Raw genomic sequence first — 19,400 nt, 5'->3', positions numbered from 1 at the left:
CCAGTTTTAATAAGAAAGAGGGAGACTGCTGTCCAACAGCCTCCAACTTTTTGTTTATTGTTTGGTTATATCAGGAGCATAAAACATTTCGTCTTGTCTCGGTCTGAAGTCAATTCCATCTGTTACCCCGAAGGCGTTATCTTGCAAGTAAAGGAATACATGTGGTCGTTCTTCTGCTACAATTTCTTGAATTTCTTTGAATTTTTCTTCACGAACATCTGGATCCATTTCAGAAGACGCTTCTTCTAACAAACGATCGACGTCCTCATTTTCATAATCTAATTCTCCTTCAGATCGCTCGGATCTGTATACGTCTAAGGCAACGTCGCCGTCAAATAAGGAATTTCCAAAGGCGGCAAAAAACATATCTTCATTTTCCCCGGCTCTGCGTGTTGCTAAGAAATCATTGAATTCCATGAAATCAACGTTAACGGTAATCCCTACTTCTCCAAGCATTGCAGCTACTGTTTCGCTCATGTCTTCTCCTTTTGTATACCGGCCGATAGGAGCATGAAGTGTTAGCTCTAAACCATCTTCATATCCTGCTTCTTCAAGAAGTTCTTTTGCTTTCTCTGGATCGTATAAAGAGGTGTTAAACAATTCTTTATTAGCTCCAAAGTTACCTGGAGTTACCCTTGTTCTTGTAGGCACACCGGCCCCGCCTAATACATGTTCCACTAAAGCTTCGTTGTCAATAGCCAGCTCAATAGCCTCCCGAACGAGCGGATCTGAAGTTGGATAATCTTCTGTATGACGGATTCCAAGCAAACCTACTCGTTGAGAAGGACCAGTAACAACAGAAGTACCTTCATTTCCATTGATACGTTCCCATTCGTTGTCAGGTACATCAAAAACAATATCGACACCGCCTGTCAGCAATTCACCAACAGCTGTAGATGTTTCAGGAATAACTTGGAAAACTAATTGTTCCCAATCCTCTACAGCACCTTCAAAATATTCATCATAACGAGAGAAGACAACTTGGCTGTCACGGTTCCACTCTTCAAACTGAAATGGTCCTGTTCCAATTGGTTCTTCAAGAAAATGGTCCCAGCCGTTTTCCTCAATATAATCCTTTGGAAGGATGCTAGAACCAATTCGGGAAAGACGGTTTAACAATACTGGTTCCGGTTCGTGCGTCACAATTTCAAATTCATGATCATCAATAATATTGATTTCATCTATTTGGTTATATTGGGCGTGCTCCGTTAAACTCTCATCTTTTATAACGCGTTCTAATGTATATTTCACATCTTCAGCAGTAAGTTCATCGCCATTATGAAATGTAACGCCTTCTTTTAATGTCATATTCCAAGTTAAATCATCTTTATTCTCATATTTATCCACTAAATCCGGTTCGATCTCGCCGGTTTCATCGTTTCTCATAAATAAATAATTGAACATATTTATGTGCATAGCTTCTGTTAGTGTATTGTTGTGATCATGAATATCAAATGTATCCATATCAACTCCTACAGCAATGGTTAGGGTATCATCATCCGATTGGGCTGAATTGGATGGTTGATTTTCTTGTTCTTCGGGTGAAAATTCTTGTTCAGACTCATCCCCAGAGCTTTGATTGGCAGTCACACAACCGCTTATCATAATGGTGAATAATAAGAAAATGAACATGAAAAATATTTTTTGTTTCATACAATCAGACCCCTTTTTTAATTATTTACTGGTGAGATTTCTTCGCTGTAATGGGTTTTTGCTTCTTCGGCAATCCAAGCGATAGTAAACGTCATAGCTGCCATCATAAGAAAACAAGCAATAAACACACCCATTACCTTTTTCATAAAAAGCATTTCCTTCTCTTATGTTGATAGATTTACAATCATTTGTCTCAAACCATTGACACATCTTAAAAATAAATCTTCCTTACGTATTGGATCACGATAAACTTTATTGATTTCAAGTTGAACGGATTCAACTCCTGTTCGAGCATTTGCGTAATGGGTAACTGTATTTGGATTAGCAGCTGGAAAATGATGATTCTGTTTGACACCTTGCATAGATGAAGAAACCAAGGCATTTTTAATGATACAAAGTGTGTCATCTTTCATTGTTTTGCCATAGCAAGTCCCCATGTCGATACTAAATGGCCTTTTTTCAGACGCCCCATGCAGATCGATTAAATATTTAATATTAAAACTATTAATCATATCAACGACTTTCTTTTTATATAAACCACCACCTTTCGTATAATTTGGATCTTCCTTACCTAATTTAGTAGCGTAAATAAGATGACAATCTGTAAATTGATGCAAAAGCAAAGCAATTGCTCCTGTGTAATTATCCTGTTCTTTAATAGAGTCATTTCTTTTATGTTTCGTAGCATGGGGAGCTGAAACCAAAATGGGTATACTTCCTGTTTCTGTATGAAAAGGTAGTCCTGCTTCCGTTGTTCCATGATAATTGTTGTTTGCAAATGTTTTTTCTAATTCCGCTGCCATAGAAGAATTCAGTGTTTGTGTTCTTTTCATGTTTTGCTCCTTTCTAATTAATGGATGCTTTATACACGTTTGTTTCTTCCATGCTTTTCGTTATTGGGAAATGGCAGGCTGTTTGTTGGTTATCTCCAATAGATAACAAAACTGGCGGCTTTTGTTTACAAATATCTTGAGCAACAGGGCAGCGCGTATGGAATTTACATCCTGAAGGCGGATCGATAGGATTGGGTAAATCCCCTAGTATCTCAGCCTCTTCTAGTTTATTTTCCGTTTGATAGTCTGGATCTGGAACTGGCACAGACGACAGAAGAGCTCTCGTGTATGGGTGAGCTGGTCTTTCAAAAATAATATCTTTTTTGCCGGTTTCTACTATCTCTCCCAAGTACATAACAGCAATACGATCACTAATATAATGAACAGACGGAAGGCCATGGCCGATAAACAAGTACGCCAAATGATATTTATCTTGCAATTCACGAAGCAGATTTAATATCTGAGCTTGGATTGAAACATCTAAAGCAGAGACAGGTTCATCACAAACTATCAATTTAGGTTTTAAAGCCAATGCTCTTGCAATAACAATACGTTGACGCTGCCCGCCGCTGAACTCATGCGCATAACGCTCTTTATAACTAATGTCGAGACCCACGATCGATAAAAGCTTTTCTACTTCCTCTATTAATTGCTTCCCTTTCACTATATTGAAAGACTTTAGCGGCTCTGCGATGATATCAAAAACAGTCATCCTTGGATTTAAGGAAGAAGAAGGATCCTGAAAGACCATTTGAAAACCTCTTCGCTTCTCTTTTAATTCTTTTTTAGAAAGAGAATAAATATCGGTGTTATCAAAAATAATTTTCCCTTCATCAGGAGGCAGCGCCCCCATGACAATATTTGCAAGAGTAGATTTACCGCATCCTGATTCCCCTACAATGCCAACGGTTTCTCCTTTATTAAGAGTTAAATTCACCCGATCTACTGCTTTTAAATACTGCTTTTTTTTCTTGAAGATCCCTTTAGATACATCAAAATATTTTTTAATTTCACTGATTTCTAATAGAGGAGAATTTTCAGAAGCCATTGGACCACCAACCTTTCTATCTTTCATATAATAAACAACGAACTTGACTTCCATCCTTGTGATCAATTAATGGAGGATGTTCCGTTTCACATCGATCAAATGCTTTAGGGCACCTGGGGTGAAATTTACATCCTTTTGGCAGATTAGATGGTGTAGGAACGGTGCCGCTGATGGCGTGTAATTTTTCACCCCATTGGTTGATCTTTGGAGTACTTTTTAATAGCCCTTCCGTATATGGATGTTTCGGCGCATGAAACAGCTGTTTAACATCACTTTTCTCTACAATTTCACCCCCGTACATAACCATGACACGATCAACCATTTCAGCAACGATACCAAGGTCATGTGTTATAAATAGAATAGCTGTATCTAATTCTTTTGTTAGATTTTTCATCAAACGTAGTATTTGTTTTTGAATAGTAACGTCGAGCGCTGTCGTTGGTTCGTCTGCAATTAATAATCGAGGGCGGGAGGAAAGAGCCATAGCGATCATCACTCGTTGACGCATGCCTCCGCTTAATTCATGCGGATACGAAGCGAAAACTTTATCCGGATTGGGAATTCGAACTTTTTCGAGCCATTCAAATGCAATTTCCTTTGCTTTCTTCTTATTTGTCTTTTGTTGAACTTTTATCGTTTCAATTAATTGAAATCCTATGGAGAAAACAGGATTTAAAGCTGTCAATGGTTCTTGAAAAACCATCGACATATCATTTCTTCTAATCTTCTGATATTTTTTATGCGTTAGTGAAGTTAAGTCCTGGTTATCAAATATAATATTGCCATTGACGATTTTTCCGGGATCCTCAATAAGACCCATAATAGACATGGAGGTTACGCTTTTGCCAGAACCGGATTCGCCAACTAAGGCAACGATTTCCCCTTTATTTAACGAAAAAGAAATATCATTAATAGAAGGGATGACTCCGTTTTCTGTAAAAAAGTGCGTCTGCAGGTGTTCTACTTCTAACAGTGTTTGATCATTTGCCATTGGATTATCCACCTTTCCGTCCTATATTCGTTTTTGGATCCAGTACATCACGAAGCCAATCTCCAAGAAAAATAATTCCCAAGGTGGTTATCGTAATCGCAATTCCAGGAAATGTTGCCACCCACCAGCTATCAGCTAAATAATCCCGACCGGTACTAAGCATACTTCCCCAGGAGATTTGCGGAGGTTGTATTCCCATTCCTAAAAAACTAAGGGCAGCTTCAGAAATAATCGTCGTAGCAACACTTAAAGTAGAAATAACAATAAAAGAAGAAAATATATTAGGCGCTAAATGACGATACATAATCGTTTTGTCATTGACCCCCATCATGTTTGCCGCTTTTACAAAATCCCTTTCCTTAACAGATAGAACTTCCCCTCTTACAATACGGGCGTAATTGACCCAATTTGTTATACCTAGTACAAGGATCAAAGTAAGCATGCCAGGACCAACAATTCCGAGAATGACTAGTGTCATGAGGATGCTTGGTATTGCTAAAAAAGCATCTACAAACCGCATAATGACATTATCTATAAAACCTCCATAATATCCTGCCACAATACCAGCCACCAGACCGATTGCGCCGGCAATTAACACTGCAGTTATGCCAACAAGCAAAGACACTTGTGCACCATAGACAATCCTGCTAAAAATGTCTCTTCCTAGGTTGTCTGTGCCTAAAATATGATCCGTTGATCCACCTTCCATCCAAAAAGGAGGCTGCAGCATAGAAGCCAGGTTATTTTCTGATGGGTTATGGGGTGCAATCCACGGAGCAAACACAGCTACTAAAAAAACACTAAGAACAATAAACAGCCCAACTGTCCCTGTTTTGCTTTGCATCAACAGCTTAATCCACCTTCTAAATGAAGACTGGCTCTTACGTTTGGATGGGCTGGCAATAGTTTCTGGTTGCTTATTCTTGATAGGTAAACCCATATCACCTTACCTCCTTACTTATAATCAATTCTTGGGTCGAGGACTTTATATAAAATGTCAGCAATAAAATTCATCAATATAACGATAATGGCAATGATGAAGACGGATGCTTGCACAATAGCCATATCTCTGGCATGAATAGCTTGAATTAATAATTGCCCAAGACCTGGCCAGGCAAAAATCATTTCTGTTACTAAAGCACCGCCAATCAAAGCGTTTGTCTGCATTGCTGTAATGGTAACCACAGGAATCAGAGAATTCCGAAAAGCGTGAAAATAAACAATTGAAAACCGATTAATTCCATTGCTTTTAGCAGTACGTATATAGTCCTGATTTAGCGTTTCTAACATGCTCGAACGTGTTAAACGTGCAATTTGAGCTGCTATCCCTGTTCCTAAAGTGATGGCAGGCAATACTAAATGCGCGTAACTACCTGTTCCTGAGACGGGCAAAATTTGCAAGTTAACTGCAAAAATCAAAATAAGCATGATACCCAGCCAGAAGTTTGGCATCGCCTGGCCTAATACAGTGCCGCCAGTTATGAACACATCTGTGATAGAGTTTCGTTTAAGAGCTGACCATACCCCGAGTGGAATAGCAATACCAATAGCTACAATCATAGATGCAACAGCTAACTCAATCGTAGCGGGCAGACGTTCTAAGACTAAACCCAAGGCTGGTTGATTATATCGAAATGAGTCGCCAAAATCCCCCTGAATGACATTCGATATGTAAGTGAAAAATTGAATATAGAACGGCTGATCCAGGTTTAATGCAGCTCTCATGCGGGCAATGTCTTCTTCAGTAGCATTCTCAGGCAGCATGAGCAGAACGGGATCACCAGCAAGATAAACCAGGCAATAAACAATAAATACAATGATAAACATAACAGGGAGCAGCTGAATTATTCTTCGCCTAATGTAATTGCTCAATCAAGACCCCTCCTTATAGAAATGTAGTTTTCATTTTATAATAAAAATTACAAAAATTACAGAAGCTTTATTATTTAGATGAAACAGTTTCTTTTAATACCTTTTTATGATGTAGAAAATCAAGTGCGAATTGAGATAAAAGCGCTGTCCCATAAGGCATAGCCGTCTCATCAATATCAAATAACGGGTGATGGTGAGAATACATCGTTTCTTTGTTTTTAGGACGGACTCCCAACCTAAAAAACAAACTAGGAACTTTTTTAGTATAATATGAAAAGTCTTCCCCACCCATTGACGGAGGAACGACGGATAATTTATCTTCTCCTAAAATATTTGCAGCGGTCGATTTAAAAATAGTAATCATTGCTTCATCATTATCTACAGAAGGATACCCTCTTTCATAATCAAATTGGTAGTCTGCTCCAAATGCTTGGCATATCCCTGAAATAATTCGTTCCATTTCTTCTTTTACATTCACTTGCACCTCTTTTTTAAATGTTCGGACAGTACCCACCAAGGAAACGGAAGGGGCTATGACGTTTCTAGCGGATCCACCGCTGATTTTCCCTATTGATATAACGGCGTTTTCCAGTGGATTAATTTTTCTACTGACAATATGCTGGATCGAAGAAATCAGCTCAGCCGCTACGGCCACAGAGTCGACAGTTACATGGGGATGAGCGGCATGGCCGCCTTTGCCTATCACTTTTATAACAAATCGATCAGAATTAGCTGTACTAGAATTAGGGCATACAGATATTTCACCAGTAGGCAAAGTTGGTTGAACATGTAAAGCAGCAGCAGCGTCTACACCATGGATATTAAGCACATCCTCTTCAATCATTTTTTTGGCGCCGCTTAATCCTTCTTCAGCCGGTTGAAAGATTACCTGGATATTTCCTGTTTCTATTTCCATATCTTTTAATATTTTCACAGCCCCAAGCATCATAGCAGTATGAGCGTCATGGCCGCATAAATGGGCTACATTATTAATCTTTGAGGCATACTCTACTGTTTTTTCATCTTGAATAGGCAATGCGTCTATATCTGCTCTTAACATAACGGTCGGTCCAGGTCTTTTTCCTCTTAGAAAAACCATCAAGCCAGTTCCAACCATTTTTGTAATTTCTGTAATTCCAAACTCTTTCAGCCTTTCTTTAATAAAGTCACTCGTATTAAATTCTTCAAATCCCAGTTCCGGGTATTGATGTAGATGGCGTCTCCATTTAGATAATTCATCTTGTAGATTCATAGCTTTGGCAAGTAGTGTGCTCATGGTTTCAGCTCCTTATTGTTATCTGCGATAGTATTATTGCAATATCCATGCCAAATGTAATTTATTTATATAAAATAAACAGAGAACCCTTGCGTTATAGTTAAAAATAAAAAATAAAAAGATACATCTCTGAATGCAAATCAAAAAATTAATTGGTTTAATTGGTTAAATAAAACTCACATTAACCAATTAAATTTGGTTTTTTTGTTGAATTTTTATTGCTTTCTATTCATTTTTTTTATAAAATTCGAACTAATTAAAAGAGGGGGAGCAAAATATGAGCATGAATAAAAATTTAACGATTGTTTCTCTTTATAAAAATACAATGCTTTCCTTTCATGAAGAAGTGACCAACATGTTTGGCAAAGACATAACAACCAGCCTTTATTGTTTTGAGGATGAAACAATTTATGAGGGAATTGAGGGGGACTTACTATTAATTCCTAATTATAAGGTGTTTGAAAAAGTCCGTCGTTATATAAAAAATGTAAATGCTGCTGTTATTATCGCCAAAAGAACGTTAAGTGAGACCGGGCTGAAAAAGATAAAGAATTTACGTAAAGGAACAAATGCCATTTTATATAACGCAACTCTTGAGATGTCACTAGAGACCATTTCTACCATTCATCAACTTGATGTAAGACAGATTAATCTAATTCCCGCCTATAAAGGAATGAGTCCGTTTCCAGACGTTGATTTGATCATCAGCCCTAATGAAGAACCAGACCCGAACCTGGAAAATAAAGAAATCATTAATATTGGAAACCGAATTTTGGACATGACAACTTATATGGATATTATCGCAAAATTGGACATAGACCACCATAAATTTGAAGGGAAGATTAAACGGCATTTTTCTAATATCATACCGATTAGTTATGGGCTAGAGAGAATATTAGATAAAAAGGATTATCTCGAAAATCAATTAGATTTATTTCTTCAGATCGTACAAAACGGAATTATAGCTGTTAATTCTTCCGGCATCGTTACTACCTATAATGACGCCGCTGAGCAGCTGATTAATCGTAAAGCAGAAGAAGTAATTGGCCACCACTTCCAGGATGTTCTTCCAAATATCCAATTTGGAACCATTTTAACGGAGGAACAGGACACAGTTGAAGAAATCATGCAAATTGGCCAAACGTCTACGGTACTAACAATGAACGCTATAAAAGTAGACGAAGAAACAACCGGAGCTATCGCTACTCTTGTACCGTTTCAGGAAACAGAAAAACGACAGCACCGACTGCGTACGAAAGTAGCGGGCAAAGGGTTTGCTGCAAAGTATCATTTTTTCAATATACTCGGAAATTCTCCATCCATAATAAAAACGAAAGATATCGCACAAAGAATGTCTCATTCGGACGCTTCTTTATTAATTAAAGGAGAAAGCGGGACAGGAAAAGAATTGTTTGCTCAAGCCATTCATAACCACTCACCTAGAAGACAGTATTCATTTGTAGCATTTAACTGTGCAGCACTCCCAGAACAATTACTAGAAAGCGAATTATTTGGATATGTAGAAGGAGCATTTACAGGAGCTAAAAAGGGCGGCAAGCCGGGATTGTTTGAACAAGCACATTTAGGAACGATATTCTTAGATGAAATTGGTGAAATGCCAATGGCCCTGCAATCAAGATTATTAAGGGTACTTCAGGAAAAAGAGGTCATGAGAGTAGGCGGAGACTCCATTATCCCAATAGATATACGAGTCATTGCTGCTACTAATAGAAATTTAAAAAATGAGGTATTAAGAGGGACCTTCCGTAAAGATTTGTACTTTCGATTAAACGTATTACCATTAGATATACCGCCTCTTCGCGAAAGAAAGGAAGACATTCTTCCTCTGTTCTCTTTTTTTACGCAAGGACATGATTTTACATTAAGTGAAGAAGCATCTAATTTTTTAATAAATCATAAGTGGGAAGGAAATATTAGAGAATTAGAAAATTGCGCTAATTATATTATGAACTTCGGAAAGAATTTTATCGAATGCAAAGACTTACCCATTTACAAAGAATGGATAGATTCAGTTGAAGAACCTGCTGCGCCAGTTGAAAATAACATGGAACCAAAACAATTCGGAGAAAAAATATATTTTATTTTAGAGGTGCTTTATCAAGCATATCTTCGTAAAGAAAGAATGGGAAGGAAAAAAATAGCTGAAAAAGCTTTTACAAATCATCTTTTTATTTCAGAACAGGAATTGAGAAATCACCTTAAAAAAATGGAAGAAGATCATTTAGTTGAAGTTGGAAAAGGCAGAGCCGGAACCACCATAACTAAAAAAGGGATCCAAGCAATAAAGGAATGAAAAGTGTTTCCAAGGTGAAGTGATATGGTTTGGTTCCTTGTTTCTATAAGTTTTTTCTCAACAAATAAAAAAATCACTTGCCGATTGCGATCTTTTAAATAGCTCATATCCGGACATCGTCTTCCCTCTGACAACCAATCATTCCATTCCTTTAATAATTCATCTGTACGCTGATTATTTGAATTTCGTTTAAAAAGCATTATTCTGGTATAGGCATAGCATGCAACTAGATAGATAAAGTGCAAATAAAAACATCCACTCATTAATTCGGAGAGGGTGGATGTAATGTATTCTCAGGAATAAATAGTAATTTCATTATTATTATCTTCCATATTATTCAATATTTTTAAGTGCTTTATTTCGTACAAAATCAAGGTGACGATACATGCTAGTATAAGCCTCTATAGGATCTCTTTTCTTTAATGCATGGTAGATGTCAATATGATATTTCACTGTTTTTTCTAATTCCCTATCTTCCAAAGGAATTTCATCTAATACTTTGTCATGAAAGTTTTGTAATGGATCAATTATCCCTTCAAATAGGGGATTTTGAGCACTATGAGCGATTATTTTATGAAATTGTTTATCAACTTTTGAAGAATCGTCAGTTGGCAAGGATTTCATTTCTTCTATCGTTCCCCATAATTTTTCAAGCTCTTGTTCCGTAATTTTCTCTGCCGCTAATGTAACTAAACCAAGTTCCAAAGCTATTCTTATCTCAATAATAGAGCGCACGTCACCAGCAGACAAAGCTAACATCATCGCAAAAGGCTGACTGCCTATTTTATCAGAAAAAAACGTGCCGTTACGAGTTCCACGATTAACAATTCCTAAAACTTCCAATGAAGTTAAAGCTTCACGAATGACCGGCCTGCTAACATTACAAATCTCCATAAGTTCTAGTTCTGTTGGGATTTTGTCCCCAGGTTTAAGTTTTTCTGTGACAAGCAAATTTATAATTTCATCTATCACTTGTTTTGAAAGGGATTTTCGACTAAGAGATTTCATATCCATCATCATCTCTTTATTAGTCATATCCTTTCCTCCTAACATTCCAAGTTGTTTTTTTAATAAAATAGTTGTGTCATGGCTTTTCTAAGGCAATTTCATTCCATCAAAACGACATGTTTCCCTCTACGTATAACACAAAAAAAGCTGCAGAAACTCAAAAATCTGAATGTGGTTAATATATGTTATAGATTCTCACTATAAACAATTGGATTGTTACAATGTAGACGCACCATTTCAAACAAGGGCTTCATTAGTTAGTATTGTATGAATGCCGTAGTTGTTTTTATACTGTATATCAACTTCCTTACAATGTAAACAAGGGGAGTACGCTGGTAATTTCCTTCCCATTACGACTCCCTTATCCCTCTCATTCAGATTTCTGCCACTTGTTAACTGCATACCCCAATAATTTTAACTTCCATTATATCATTCTACGATTCAATTTGCTCGGATTTATTTTTTAACCAATGACAACTGCAGCAACTAAAAGGGCTTTAGGTTACAGGAGCTGGATTAAATAAGCTGAGATCGTTGTGGATACCCCAATAATCCGCCCATGTATGCTTGCGGCCGCTGGCTACGTCTATGATGTAATTAAATATTTCCCAGCCCACTTCTTCAATAGTTGCCTCACCTGTGGCAATGGTACCTGCATTTACATCAATTAAGTCATGCCATTGCTCGGTTAATGCGTTTCTAGTTGATACTTTAACCACAGGAGCCATGGACAAACTATAAGGAGTTCCTCGTCCAGTCGTAAATACCTGTAGATGCATACCTGACGCTAATTGCAGTGTTCCGCAAACAAAATCACTAGCTGGCGTTGCTGCGAAATTCAACCCTTTCTTCGTCGCTCTCTGTCCTGGGGATAATACGTCCACAATGGGACTGTTTCCGGATTTAGCGATGGATCCAAGAGATTTTTCTACAACATTTGTAAGGCCGCCTAACTTATTTCCGGGGGATGGGTTAGCGCTTCTATCTGCTTCTCCTTTTTGTAAATAATTATCGTACCATCTCATCTCCTCTATCAGAGCCTTCCCAACGTTCTCATTTACCGCTCTTGGAGTTAACAAGTGGATGGCATCCCGGACTTCTGTCACTTCAGAAAATAAAACGGTGGCACCTGCACGCACCAAGAGATCTGCAGCATATCCCAATGCTGGATTTGCTGTTACTCCTGAAAATGCGTCACTTCCTCCGCACTGCATTCCAATGACTAAATCTGAAACAGGGCAAGTGACCCGTTCACGTTTATTTAATCTAGCAAGTCTTTCATCAGCCATTTCCATAATAGATTTAATCATATTTGAAAAGCCAATTTGATCCTGCAAGGATACAATATCTTCCGTACTTCCATCAGGGGTTAACCTGGTCGGAACAAGTTTTTCACACCCTAATCCAACTACTAGGACTTCCCCGCCAAAGTTAGGATGAATGGCCATATTTTGAACGGTTCGAATCGGAATTTCAGCTTCGGGTGCATTTATAGCAACTCCGCATCCATAATTATGATTTAGGGGAACGACATCATCAACATTCGGATATTTCGGAAGTATTTCTTCTTTAATTCGTTTTACAGCAAAATCTAATACACCGGCCACGCATTGAACACTTGTGGTAATGCCTAATACATTTTTGGTTCCAGCTGTACCATCTTCATTACGATACCCTTCAAAAGTATAACCTTCAAGCGGTTCGGCTGGTTCCGGCACTTTATTAGCAATTGGCAGGTCATCTAATTGGGGCGGAGTGTTCATAACGACTAAAGATTCCTTCACCCAGCTGCCTTCTTCTATTGTACTATGAGCAAATCCAATCACTTCACCGTATCGTACAATAGGTTCATCTTTTTCCAGATTTGTTAAAGCAACTTTATGTCCTTCCGGTACACGCTCGGTTAATGTAAGGCCGCAAGGAAAAAGTGTACCTTCCGACAACCCGCCAGCATTAACAATTATAGCGACATTGTCTTTGTCATTTAGTTTAATATACCGGGGGCTGTTTGTATTTTCCAACATCGGATCACCCTCCTTTTGTCATTATCCATCCTTACCTGCAGGAGCTATCACTAGGTCTAGTGAGACAGCTGCTTCTACCAAACATTGTTTTTTAAAAGGGGAAATAGAAATCCTTTTATCTCACGAGACACGGACGTTTATTATCAAATGTCCAGTTCGGAATAAGGTATTGCATTGCGACGGAGTCATCTCTTGCTCCAAGCCCTTCCTTCTTATACACGTTATGAGCAGCTTCGATTTGCTCCATATCTACTTCAACGCCAAGACCAGGTTTTTCCGGCACTTTAATTTTACCGTCTTCAATTTTTAATGGCTCTTTGGTTAAGCGCTGGCCGTCCTGCCAAATCCAGTGAGTGTCAATAGCAGTGATGTCTCCAGGTGCCGCAGCAGCGACGTGTGTAAACATCGCAAGTGAAATGTCAAAGTGATTATTAGAATGAGATCCCCATGTTAGTCCCCAATCATTACACATTTGAGCAACACGAACGGAACCTTCCATGGTCCAAAAGTGCGGGTCAGCCAGTGGTATGTCTACAGCCTGCAGTTGCACGGCATGTCCCATTTGGCGCCAATCGGTCGCAATCATGTTGGTTGCTGTTGGCAGGCCGGTTGCTTTTCTAAATTCATTCATTACTTCACGAGCAGAAAAACCATTTTCTGCTCCGCACGGGTCTTCTGCGTATGCCAACACGTTGTGCTGGTCTTTACAAAGTTTAATTGCTTCTTCTAAAGACCATGCACCATTTGGATCTAAGGTGATGCGTGCATCAGGAAATCTTTCAGATAACGCAGTCACTGCTTCGATTTCTTCTTTTCCGCGAAGTACTCCACCTTTGAGCTTGAAATCACGGAACCCGTAACGATCATACGCAGCTTCAGCCAATCGAACAACAGCTTCAGGAGTTAAGGCCTCTTCATGCCGCAGACGGAACCAATCATTATCTGCGTTTAGGTCACTTACATACGGTAAATCCGTTTTGTTACGATCGCCGATATAGAACAAATAACCAAGCGTTTCCACTTCCGATCTCTCTTGACCGTTACCAAGCAGTGCAGCAACAGGAACGTTGAGATATTTTCCAAGTAGATCCAACAATGCAGCCTCCAATGCAGTGACTGCATGAATCGTGATTCGCAAATCAAAGGTCTGGTATCCACGCCCTGAAGCATCACGGTTTGCAAATGCTTCTCTTACCTTTTTTAGAATGTTTTTATAGTTACCGATTGATTCGCCCACTAACAATGCTTTTGCATCCTCTAATGTTTTTCGGATGCCTTCACCACCAGGAACCTCACCAACCCCAATGTTCCCGCTGTTATCCTTTAAAATAACAACATTTCTTGTGAAAAACGGGCCATGAGCACCGCTTAAATTAAGCAGCATGCTATCATTTCCGGCGACTGTATAAACAGAAAGATCAACTAGTGTTGGTGTTTCGTTCTTTGTTTTCATATGAGATTGCATAACTAACCTCTCCTACTTTATATTCGCTATTTTTTGGAATCACATGGTTTTAGGATACGTTTTGTTCAGCCGCCTTTTTCGTTCTGCGACTGTCGATAATGGCATAAGTTACAGATCCGATAATCAAGATCCACAAAACTATGGCAATAGGTCCTTTTGTGAAAAAGATTGTTAAGTCGCCGCCGCTTCCTTTTAAGCTATCAACAAAATATTTTTCTGCTTCCGTTCCTAATATAAAACCAATTAAGAAAGACGGAATCTGGACACCGATTTTAGGGAAAATGTAACCTAATAAACCAAATAACAAAAGGGTCCAAACATCAAACATAACACCGTTGTTGATAGCATAGGACCCAACAACACAAGCTACAACGATAATCGGAAAAATGATATACTTTGGGATGAACACGATTTTCGCAAAGTATTTGATGGAGAAAAACATCAAAATAAACATAACGATATTTGCAATAACCAGCGCGAAAACAATCCCACTCCATAGATCTTGGTTGGACGTAATAAATAGTGGCCCAATTTCAATTCCCTGTAATAAAAATGCTCCTATCAAGATAGCTGTCGTACTGTCTCCAGGTATCCCTAAAGAAAGAAGCGGAATCAAGGCCCCGCCAATCAAACCATTATTCGCAGACTCACTAGATACCAGTCCTTCCGGTTCTCCTGTTCCAAGCTTCTCTGGGTTTTTGGAGAAGTTTTTGGTTTGAGAATAAGCTGTGATAGAAGCCGCACTTCCACCTACTCCCGGCAGCATCCCTACAAAAGTTCCGATAATAGAAGAACGAAGAACATTGATTTTTTGATTTTTAAAAAGTTTAAAACTAAATCGAGTATTCTTGTTTCCTTTATGAAGGTCAATCTTCTGATGAGAAGCTGCTTTCATCCCTTCTTCTGACTCTTGTAAGATTTGTCCGATTGCAAATAAACCAATCAACACGGGCAAAAGAGAAAAACCGTAGACCAATTGATCTTCTAAGCCTGGGGGCACAAGCCGCATTTGATTATTATCGGTAAATGTACCTATAAGACTGATAAACATACCAAGAAGTCCACTGAAAATTCCGCCGAGTAAGCTTCCTTTTGATATCGAAGCAATAACTGTTAAAGCAAACACAATAATTAAGAATTTTTCCACCGAAGAGAAATCAATTGCTACAGAAGCTAGTACCGGGGCAAAGAAATATAAAATAGTTAAACTGAAAAAACCACCTATAATTGAGGCTGTGATTCCTACTTTTAACGCTTTTTCCCCTTCTCCTTTTTTGGTCATCGGGTATCCGTCAAATGTTGTACATAAAGAGGAAGGAGTACCTGGAATATTTAATAAAACAGCGGGTACTAAACCACCACTAATTCCTCCAACGTACAAACCAATTAGTAGACCAATGGAGTCAATCATGTCCAGGGCATATGTAAGGGGCATAAAGATAGCAATGGCCATCGTAGCAGTCATCCCGGGTATGGCACCCATAACGATCCCTATAAAAACACCTAAAAAACAAAGTAAGACAGACAACGGGGTTAGTATTTCAAAGATTGACATTGGTGTCCCCCCTTTATGGCAAAGTAATATCAAACAACTGTCCAAACACATACCAAACAATGATTGTGGTAGCCAGCGAGTTTGATACGGAAATCATAATAGACTTTTTTCTTATATTTCCGATATATAAGAGTGTGACTAAAAACATAAAGAGAACACTAGCTGGTATAAAACCAATTATTTCAAGCGTTCCAGCATATACTATTAATAATACAGCGGTTCCAAAAAGCTTCACTTTATCATAATTATCTACAAAAAACGTAAAGCTAAAGCTTGTTAAGTTCCCATTTTTTACTCTTTTTATGATGTTCGTGATTAAAAGAACAATGCCTAAAATGATAAGAATACTTATAATAATTCTCGGGAAAAGGAGATGATAGTTGTTGTATGATAATTCAATAGTTAAGAGATCACTCACATCCCTCACCTTCCTCCTTTGAAAATGGAGGGACTGTCCCATTAGTCAATTCTCGGCCAACACAAGTGGAATATATTCGCTATCCGCGGGAGGTGTTAAGCTTCTCGTGAGCAAAATCGTTCACTGAGGAATCTTAACAGTACCGCCTTTCCCGCTATATCCCAGTTGCTGGATGACCCAATTAACCTTTTAAGACAGACCCATGTTCCAATAACTTATTTTGCGATTTCATTTAAGTCTGGTGCCTGTTCAATAACGGAACGAATTTTTTCTCTCTTTTCAAATAAATATTCTTCTGCTTCTTCTGCCGGCCTATGGTTAACAATGTAAGTGTTTGTGTTTAAATCCTCTTCGTAATCTGGGTTTTCTACAACTTCCTCTACTGCTTGATCTAGTGCAGCTGCAAAATTAGAATCTACGTCTTTTGGCATTAAGAAGAAAAATTCTTTGTCAAAAACAAACTCCTCGCCATCTACTGTAATTCCTTGCTCATTAAATGTAGGAACGTCAAAACCTTCTACTCTTTCACTAGCTGAAACACCCAAAAACTTCATTTTAATCTTGTCGTCTACCCCATCTTCTGTGTATTGCTTATTCGCACCAATAGATCCATGGATTATGTCAGCATTTCCATCCCATAATGCTTGGTCTTTGTCCTCCTGAGATCCTGTTACGTAAGCGTGAATACGTTCGGATACTTCAGTACCAAATTCCTGTTCTACCCATAAATAATAAGCGTCAAATGTAACTTCTGATACACCGCCGGCCTCAACTGCTACTGTGATGGTTTCATCTGGATTTTCTTCTAGCCATTCAGCAGACTCAGCCATCGTTTCATATGGAGCATCAGCACTTGTTAAAAATGCGTTCCCTGGATTTATGGATACCATTGGCCCAATTGTCCAGTTTTCAAGTTCATCTTTTTCGTCAAAGCTTCCATATTCTACACCTAAATAAGCCATGTCGTGGAAAAACATAATCGTACTGCCATCATCTTTTGCCTTACCCAATTCGTCAAATGCGCGGAGTGCACCTACAGCGTCTACTTTCATATTGGTATCTAAAACTTCTTCCGTATATCTGCTTACAGCATCAGCATTTTGATAGGTATCTCCGCCTGTTGAGGAAGAACCGATAAGGACTCGAATTCTATTTAAATCAACGCTGGCTTCTTCACCGCCATCTTGTTCATTGGCTTGTGATGATTGTCCACCTCCAGAAGATTCTTCAGAACCAGATCCGCATGCAGCCAGTATTGCACCTAGAAATGCGATTATTAACACCATCAATAATTTCTTCATGTCAACACCTCTTCTTTTTTTATTTTTTAAATGTTAACCCTTACATTTTTTCAAAAATTATGAAACGTATATTGAAAAATGATTCAAAAAAACGCTTTCATAAAAGGTTTTTTCCCTTACATCTAATAATTTAAATGATAGGGGGAGTCCCCCCTTATTACTTAACAAACACTGTTTTAATAGAGGTAAAGAATTCTTTTGCCGCTTCCCCTTGTTCACGGGAATGAGAGCTTGATTGTTTCATCCCTCCAAATGGTGCCTGCAGTTCCACTCCAGCACTTTCAGCATTAATACGAACAAGACCGGCGTCCATTTCGTTAATAAAGGAAAGCATCTTTTGAATGTTTGTAGTGAAAATAGACGCACTTAACCCGTACTCTACGTCATTTGCAAGTTCTAAAGCTGCTTCAACGGTATCCACTTTCATAAGAGCGAGAACTGGACCAAAGATTTCTTCTTGAGCAATAGAAGCTTCTGATTTGATATCTTCAAATACAGTTGGTTCCACGAAATAACCTTTATTATGTTCTTCACCAGATAATCTATCACCGCCGCAAAGAAGAGTGCCTTCTTCTTTTCCTTTTTCAATGTAGGAAAGTACTGTATTTAGCTGAGATTCGCTTGCGCTTGGCCCCATCCAGATACCATCGTTTAATCCGTTGCCTACACTAATTTCTTTCACTTTAGCAACAAGCTTTTCTTTAAACTTATCATACACGTCGCTTTGTACGATTACACGGCTTGTTGCTGTGCATTTTTGGCCAGTGGAACGAAGTCCGCCGCTGATGGTTGCTTCAACAGCAAGGTCAATGTCAGCATCATTTGCGACAATAACAGGGTTTTTACCGCCCATTTCGAGCTGATACTTTGCACCGCGTGCAAGAGCAGCCTGTCCAATTTGCTTACCTACTGTATTAGAACCAGTAAAGGTGATTCCATTCACATCAGGATGCTCTGCAAGACCTTGTCCAATGACAGATCCTGGGCCGGTAACCATATTTACAACACCAGCTGGAATTCCTGCTTCTGCAAAACATTCGAAGATCTTGGCACATGTTACAGCTGCCTCTGAAGCCGGTTTAAGAACTACCGTATTTCCATAAATCAAGGCAGGGGCTGTTTTCCATATTGGAATCGCCACTGGGAAGTTCCAAGGAGTGACAACACCAACGACTCCTAAAGGAGCTCTTGTTGTGAACATTAACGCATCACTATCAGTGGAAGGGATAACATCTCCAACTTTTCTCATACCTTCACCTGCATAGTAACGAAGAATAGCTACACCTCGAGCTGTTTCTCCTTTTGCTTCTGGGAAAGTTTTACCCATTTCCCTTGTCATGCATTCTGCAATGTCTTCTATACGACTTTCAAGAATGTCTGCTGCTTTAAATAGATATTGGCCTCTTGCAGCACCCGCTAAGTTGTTCCATTCTTTTTTTGCAGATTTTGCAGCTGCTACTGCTTGTTCAAGATCATCTCTCGAAGATTTTTGTACTTGTCCTACTACATCATCTGTATTGGCTGGGTTCGTATTTGTCAATACCTCGTTTGTGTTAGAAGCAACCCATTCTCCATTTATGTAGTTCAAGAATTTGTTGCTTGTTTCTGTTTGAACTGCCATGATAAATCCCTCCAAATATAG

General features: G+C 38.7%; 16 protein-coding genes. 1 reads left to right on the top strand and 15 read right to left on the bottom strand.

Translation table 11 applies throughout. The annotated features are described in order from the left end of the window. Window positions 1–54: 54 nt before the first annotated feature. The 8 genes from CEF16_RS19550 to CEF16_RS19520 form a co-directional block, all read right to left on the bottom strand. Window positions 55–1,653, bottom strand: coding sequence for an ABC transporter substrate-binding protein (locus CEF16_RS19550; protein ID WP_245917927.1), 1,599 nt, complete (start codon window positions 1,651–1,653; stop codon window positions 55–57). Between the two features lie 17 nt (window positions 1,654–1,670). Next, on the bottom strand, window positions 1,671–1,799 hold the full coding sequence (locus tag CEF16_RS25000) for a hypothetical protein (RefSeq protein WP_281259195.1): 129 nt from the start codon (window positions 1,797–1,799) through the stop codon (window positions 1,671–1,673). Window positions 1,800–1,817: 18 nt separating this feature from the next. Further along, window positions 1,818–2,486, bottom strand: coding sequence for a hypothetical protein (locus CEF16_RS19545; RefSeq protein WP_091585525.1), 669 nt, complete (start codon window positions 2,484–2,486; stop codon window positions 1,818–1,820). A 13-nt stretch (window positions 2,487–2,499) separates the two neighbouring features. Next, window positions 2,500–3,534, bottom strand: coding sequence for an ABC transporter ATP-binding protein (locus tag CEF16_RS19540; RefSeq protein WP_091585783.1), 1,035 nt, complete (start codon window positions 3,532–3,534; stop codon window positions 2,500–2,502). A 16-nt stretch (window positions 3,535–3,550) separates the two neighbouring features. After that, window positions 3,551–4,525 (bottom strand): ABC transporter ATP-binding protein, encoded by a 975-nt coding sequence (locus tag CEF16_RS19535; RefSeq protein WP_091585523.1) that lies wholly within the window; start codon window positions 4,523–4,525, stop codon window positions 3,551–3,553. A gap of 4 nt (window positions 4,526–4,529) precedes the next feature. Further along, a complete protein-coding gene (locus tag CEF16_RS19530) occupies window positions 4,530–5,465 on the bottom strand; it encodes an ABC transporter permease (RefSeq protein WP_091585522.1) in 936 nt (311 codons plus the stop codon). A 14-nt stretch (window positions 5,466–5,479) separates the two neighbouring features. Next, a complete protein-coding gene (locus CEF16_RS19525; RefSeq protein WP_091585521.1) occupies window positions 5,480–6,397 on the bottom strand; it encodes an ABC transporter permease in 918 nt (305 codons plus the stop codon). Window positions 6,398–6,467: 70 nt separating this feature from the next. Then, on the bottom strand, window positions 6,468–7,673 hold the full coding sequence (locus CEF16_RS19520; protein WP_091585520.1) for a M20 metallopeptidase family protein: 1,206 nt from the start codon (window positions 7,671–7,673) through the stop codon (window positions 6,468–6,470). Window positions 7,674–7,950: 277 nt separating this feature from the next. Between CEF16_RS19520 and CEF16_RS19515 the strand changes: the two genes are divergently transcribed. After that, window positions 7,951–9,987 carry a sigma-54 interaction domain-containing protein gene (locus CEF16_RS19515; RefSeq protein ID WP_091585519.1) on the top strand — a complete coding sequence of 679 codons (2,037 nt, stop codon included), beginning with the start codon at window positions 7,951–7,953 and terminating at the stop codon, window positions 9,985–9,987. A 333-nt stretch (window positions 9,988–10,320) separates the two neighbouring features. Here the strand turns inward: CEF16_RS19515 and CEF16_RS19510 are convergent, their stop codons facing one another. From CEF16_RS19510 to gucD, 7 genes are all read right to left on the bottom strand, one after another. Beyond that, on the bottom strand, window positions 10,321–11,022 hold the full coding sequence (locus CEF16_RS19510) for a FadR/GntR family transcriptional regulator (protein WP_091585518.1): 702 nt from the start codon (window positions 11,020–11,022) through the stop codon (window positions 10,321–10,323). Window positions 11,023–11,492: 470 nt separating this feature from the next. Then, the gene (gene garD, locus CEF16_RS19505; RefSeq protein ID WP_091585517.1) at window positions 11,493–13,019 is read right to left on the bottom strand and encodes a galactarate dehydratase; all 1,527 of its coding nucleotides are present in this window, start codon (window positions 13,017–13,019) and stop codon (window positions 11,493–11,495) included. 115 nt (window positions 13,020–13,134) lie between these two features. Next, entirely contained in the window at window positions 13,135–14,484 is a 1,350-nt protein-coding gene (gudD, locus tag CEF16_RS19500; protein WP_091585516.1) for a glucarate dehydratase, read from the bottom strand. A gap of 49 nt (window positions 14,485–14,533) precedes the next feature. Then, a complete protein-coding gene (locus CEF16_RS19495) occupies window positions 14,534–16,039 on the bottom strand; it encodes a tripartite tricarboxylate transporter permease (RefSeq protein WP_091585511.1) in 1,506 nt (501 codons plus the stop codon). 13 nt (window positions 16,040–16,052) lie between these two features. Further along, complete coding sequence (locus CEF16_RS19490) at window positions 16,053–16,457, bottom strand: tripartite tricarboxylate transporter TctB family protein (RefSeq protein ID WP_170032177.1); 405 nt, start codon at window positions 16,455–16,457, stop codon at window positions 16,053–16,055. 215 nt (window positions 16,458–16,672) lie between these two features. Further along, complete coding sequence (locus tag CEF16_RS19485) at window positions 16,673–17,758, bottom strand: tripartite tricarboxylate transporter substrate-binding protein (RefSeq protein WP_091585506.1); 1,086 nt, start codon at window positions 17,756–17,758, stop codon at window positions 16,673–16,675. A 157-nt stretch (window positions 17,759–17,915) separates the two neighbouring features. Then, window positions 17,916–19,379 carry an alpha-ketoglutaric semialdehyde dehydrogenase GucD gene (gucD, locus tag CEF16_RS19480; RefSeq protein WP_091585505.1) on the bottom strand — a complete coding sequence of 488 codons (1,464 nt, stop codon included), beginning with the start codon at window positions 19,377–19,379 and terminating at the stop codon, window positions 17,916–17,918. Window positions 19,380–19,400 lie beyond the last annotated feature (21 nt).

This window comes from Alteribacillus bidgolensis (genome assembly GCF_002886255.1).
GTDB classification, from domain to species: domain Bacteria; phylum Bacillota; class Bacilli; order Bacillales; family Marinococcaceae; genus Alteribacillus; species Alteribacillus bidgolensis.
This window is presented reverse-complemented; position numbering and strand designations above follow the sequence as displayed.

Excerpts from the sequence above, each read along its gene's own strand:
- CEF16_RS19550 (WP_245917927.1), bottom strand. The coding sequence starts at position 1,653 with ATGAAACAAAAAATATTTTTCATGTTCATTTTCTTATTATTCACCATT.
- CEF16_RS25000 (WP_281259195.1), bottom strand. The coding sequence starts at position 1,799 with ATGAAAAAGGTAATGGGTGTGTTTATTGCTTGTTTTCTTATGATGGCA.
- CEF16_RS19545 (WP_091585525.1), bottom strand. The coding sequence starts at position 2,486 with ATGAAAAGAACACAAACACTGAATTCTTCTATGGCAGCGGAATTAGAA.
- CEF16_RS19540 (WP_091585783.1), bottom strand. The coding sequence starts at position 3,534 with ATGGCTTCTGAAAATTCTCCTCTATTAGAAATCAGTGAAATTAAAAAA.
- CEF16_RS19535 (WP_091585523.1), bottom strand. The coding sequence starts at position 4,525 with ATGGCAAATGATCAAACACTGTTAGAAGTAGAACACCTGCAGACGCAC.
- CEF16_RS19530 (WP_091585522.1), bottom strand. The coding sequence starts at position 5,465 with ATGGGTTTACCTATCAAGAATAAGCAACCAGAAACTATTGCCAGCCCA.
- CEF16_RS19520 (WP_091585520.1), bottom strand. The coding sequence starts at position 7,673 with ATGAGCACACTACTTGCCAAAGCTATGAATCTACAAGATGAATTATCT.
- CEF16_RS19515 (WP_091585519.1), top strand. The coding sequence starts at position 7,951 with ATGAGCATGAATAAAAATTTAACGATTGTTTCTCTTTATAAAAATACA.
- CEF16_RS19510 (WP_091585518.1), bottom strand. The coding sequence starts at position 11,022 with ATGACTAATAAAGAGATGATGATGGATATGAAATCTCTTAGTCGAAAA.
- garD (WP_091585517.1), bottom strand. The coding sequence starts at position 13,019 with ATGTTGGAAAATACAAACAGCCCCCGGTATATTAAACTAAATGACAAA.
- gudD (WP_091585516.1), bottom strand. The coding sequence starts at position 14,484 with ATGCAATCTCATATGAAAACAAAGAACGAAACACCAACACTAGTTGAT.
- CEF16_RS19495 (WP_091585511.1), bottom strand. The coding sequence starts at position 16,039 with ATGTCAATCTTTGAAATACTAACCCCGTTGTCTGTCTTACTTTGTTTT.
- CEF16_RS19485 (WP_091585506.1), bottom strand. The coding sequence starts at position 17,758 with ATGAAGAAATTATTGATGGTGTTAATAATCGCATTTCTAGGTGCAATA.
- gucD (WP_091585505.1), bottom strand. The coding sequence starts at position 19,379 with ATGGCAGTTCAAACAGAAACAAGCAACAAATTCTTGAACTACATAAAT.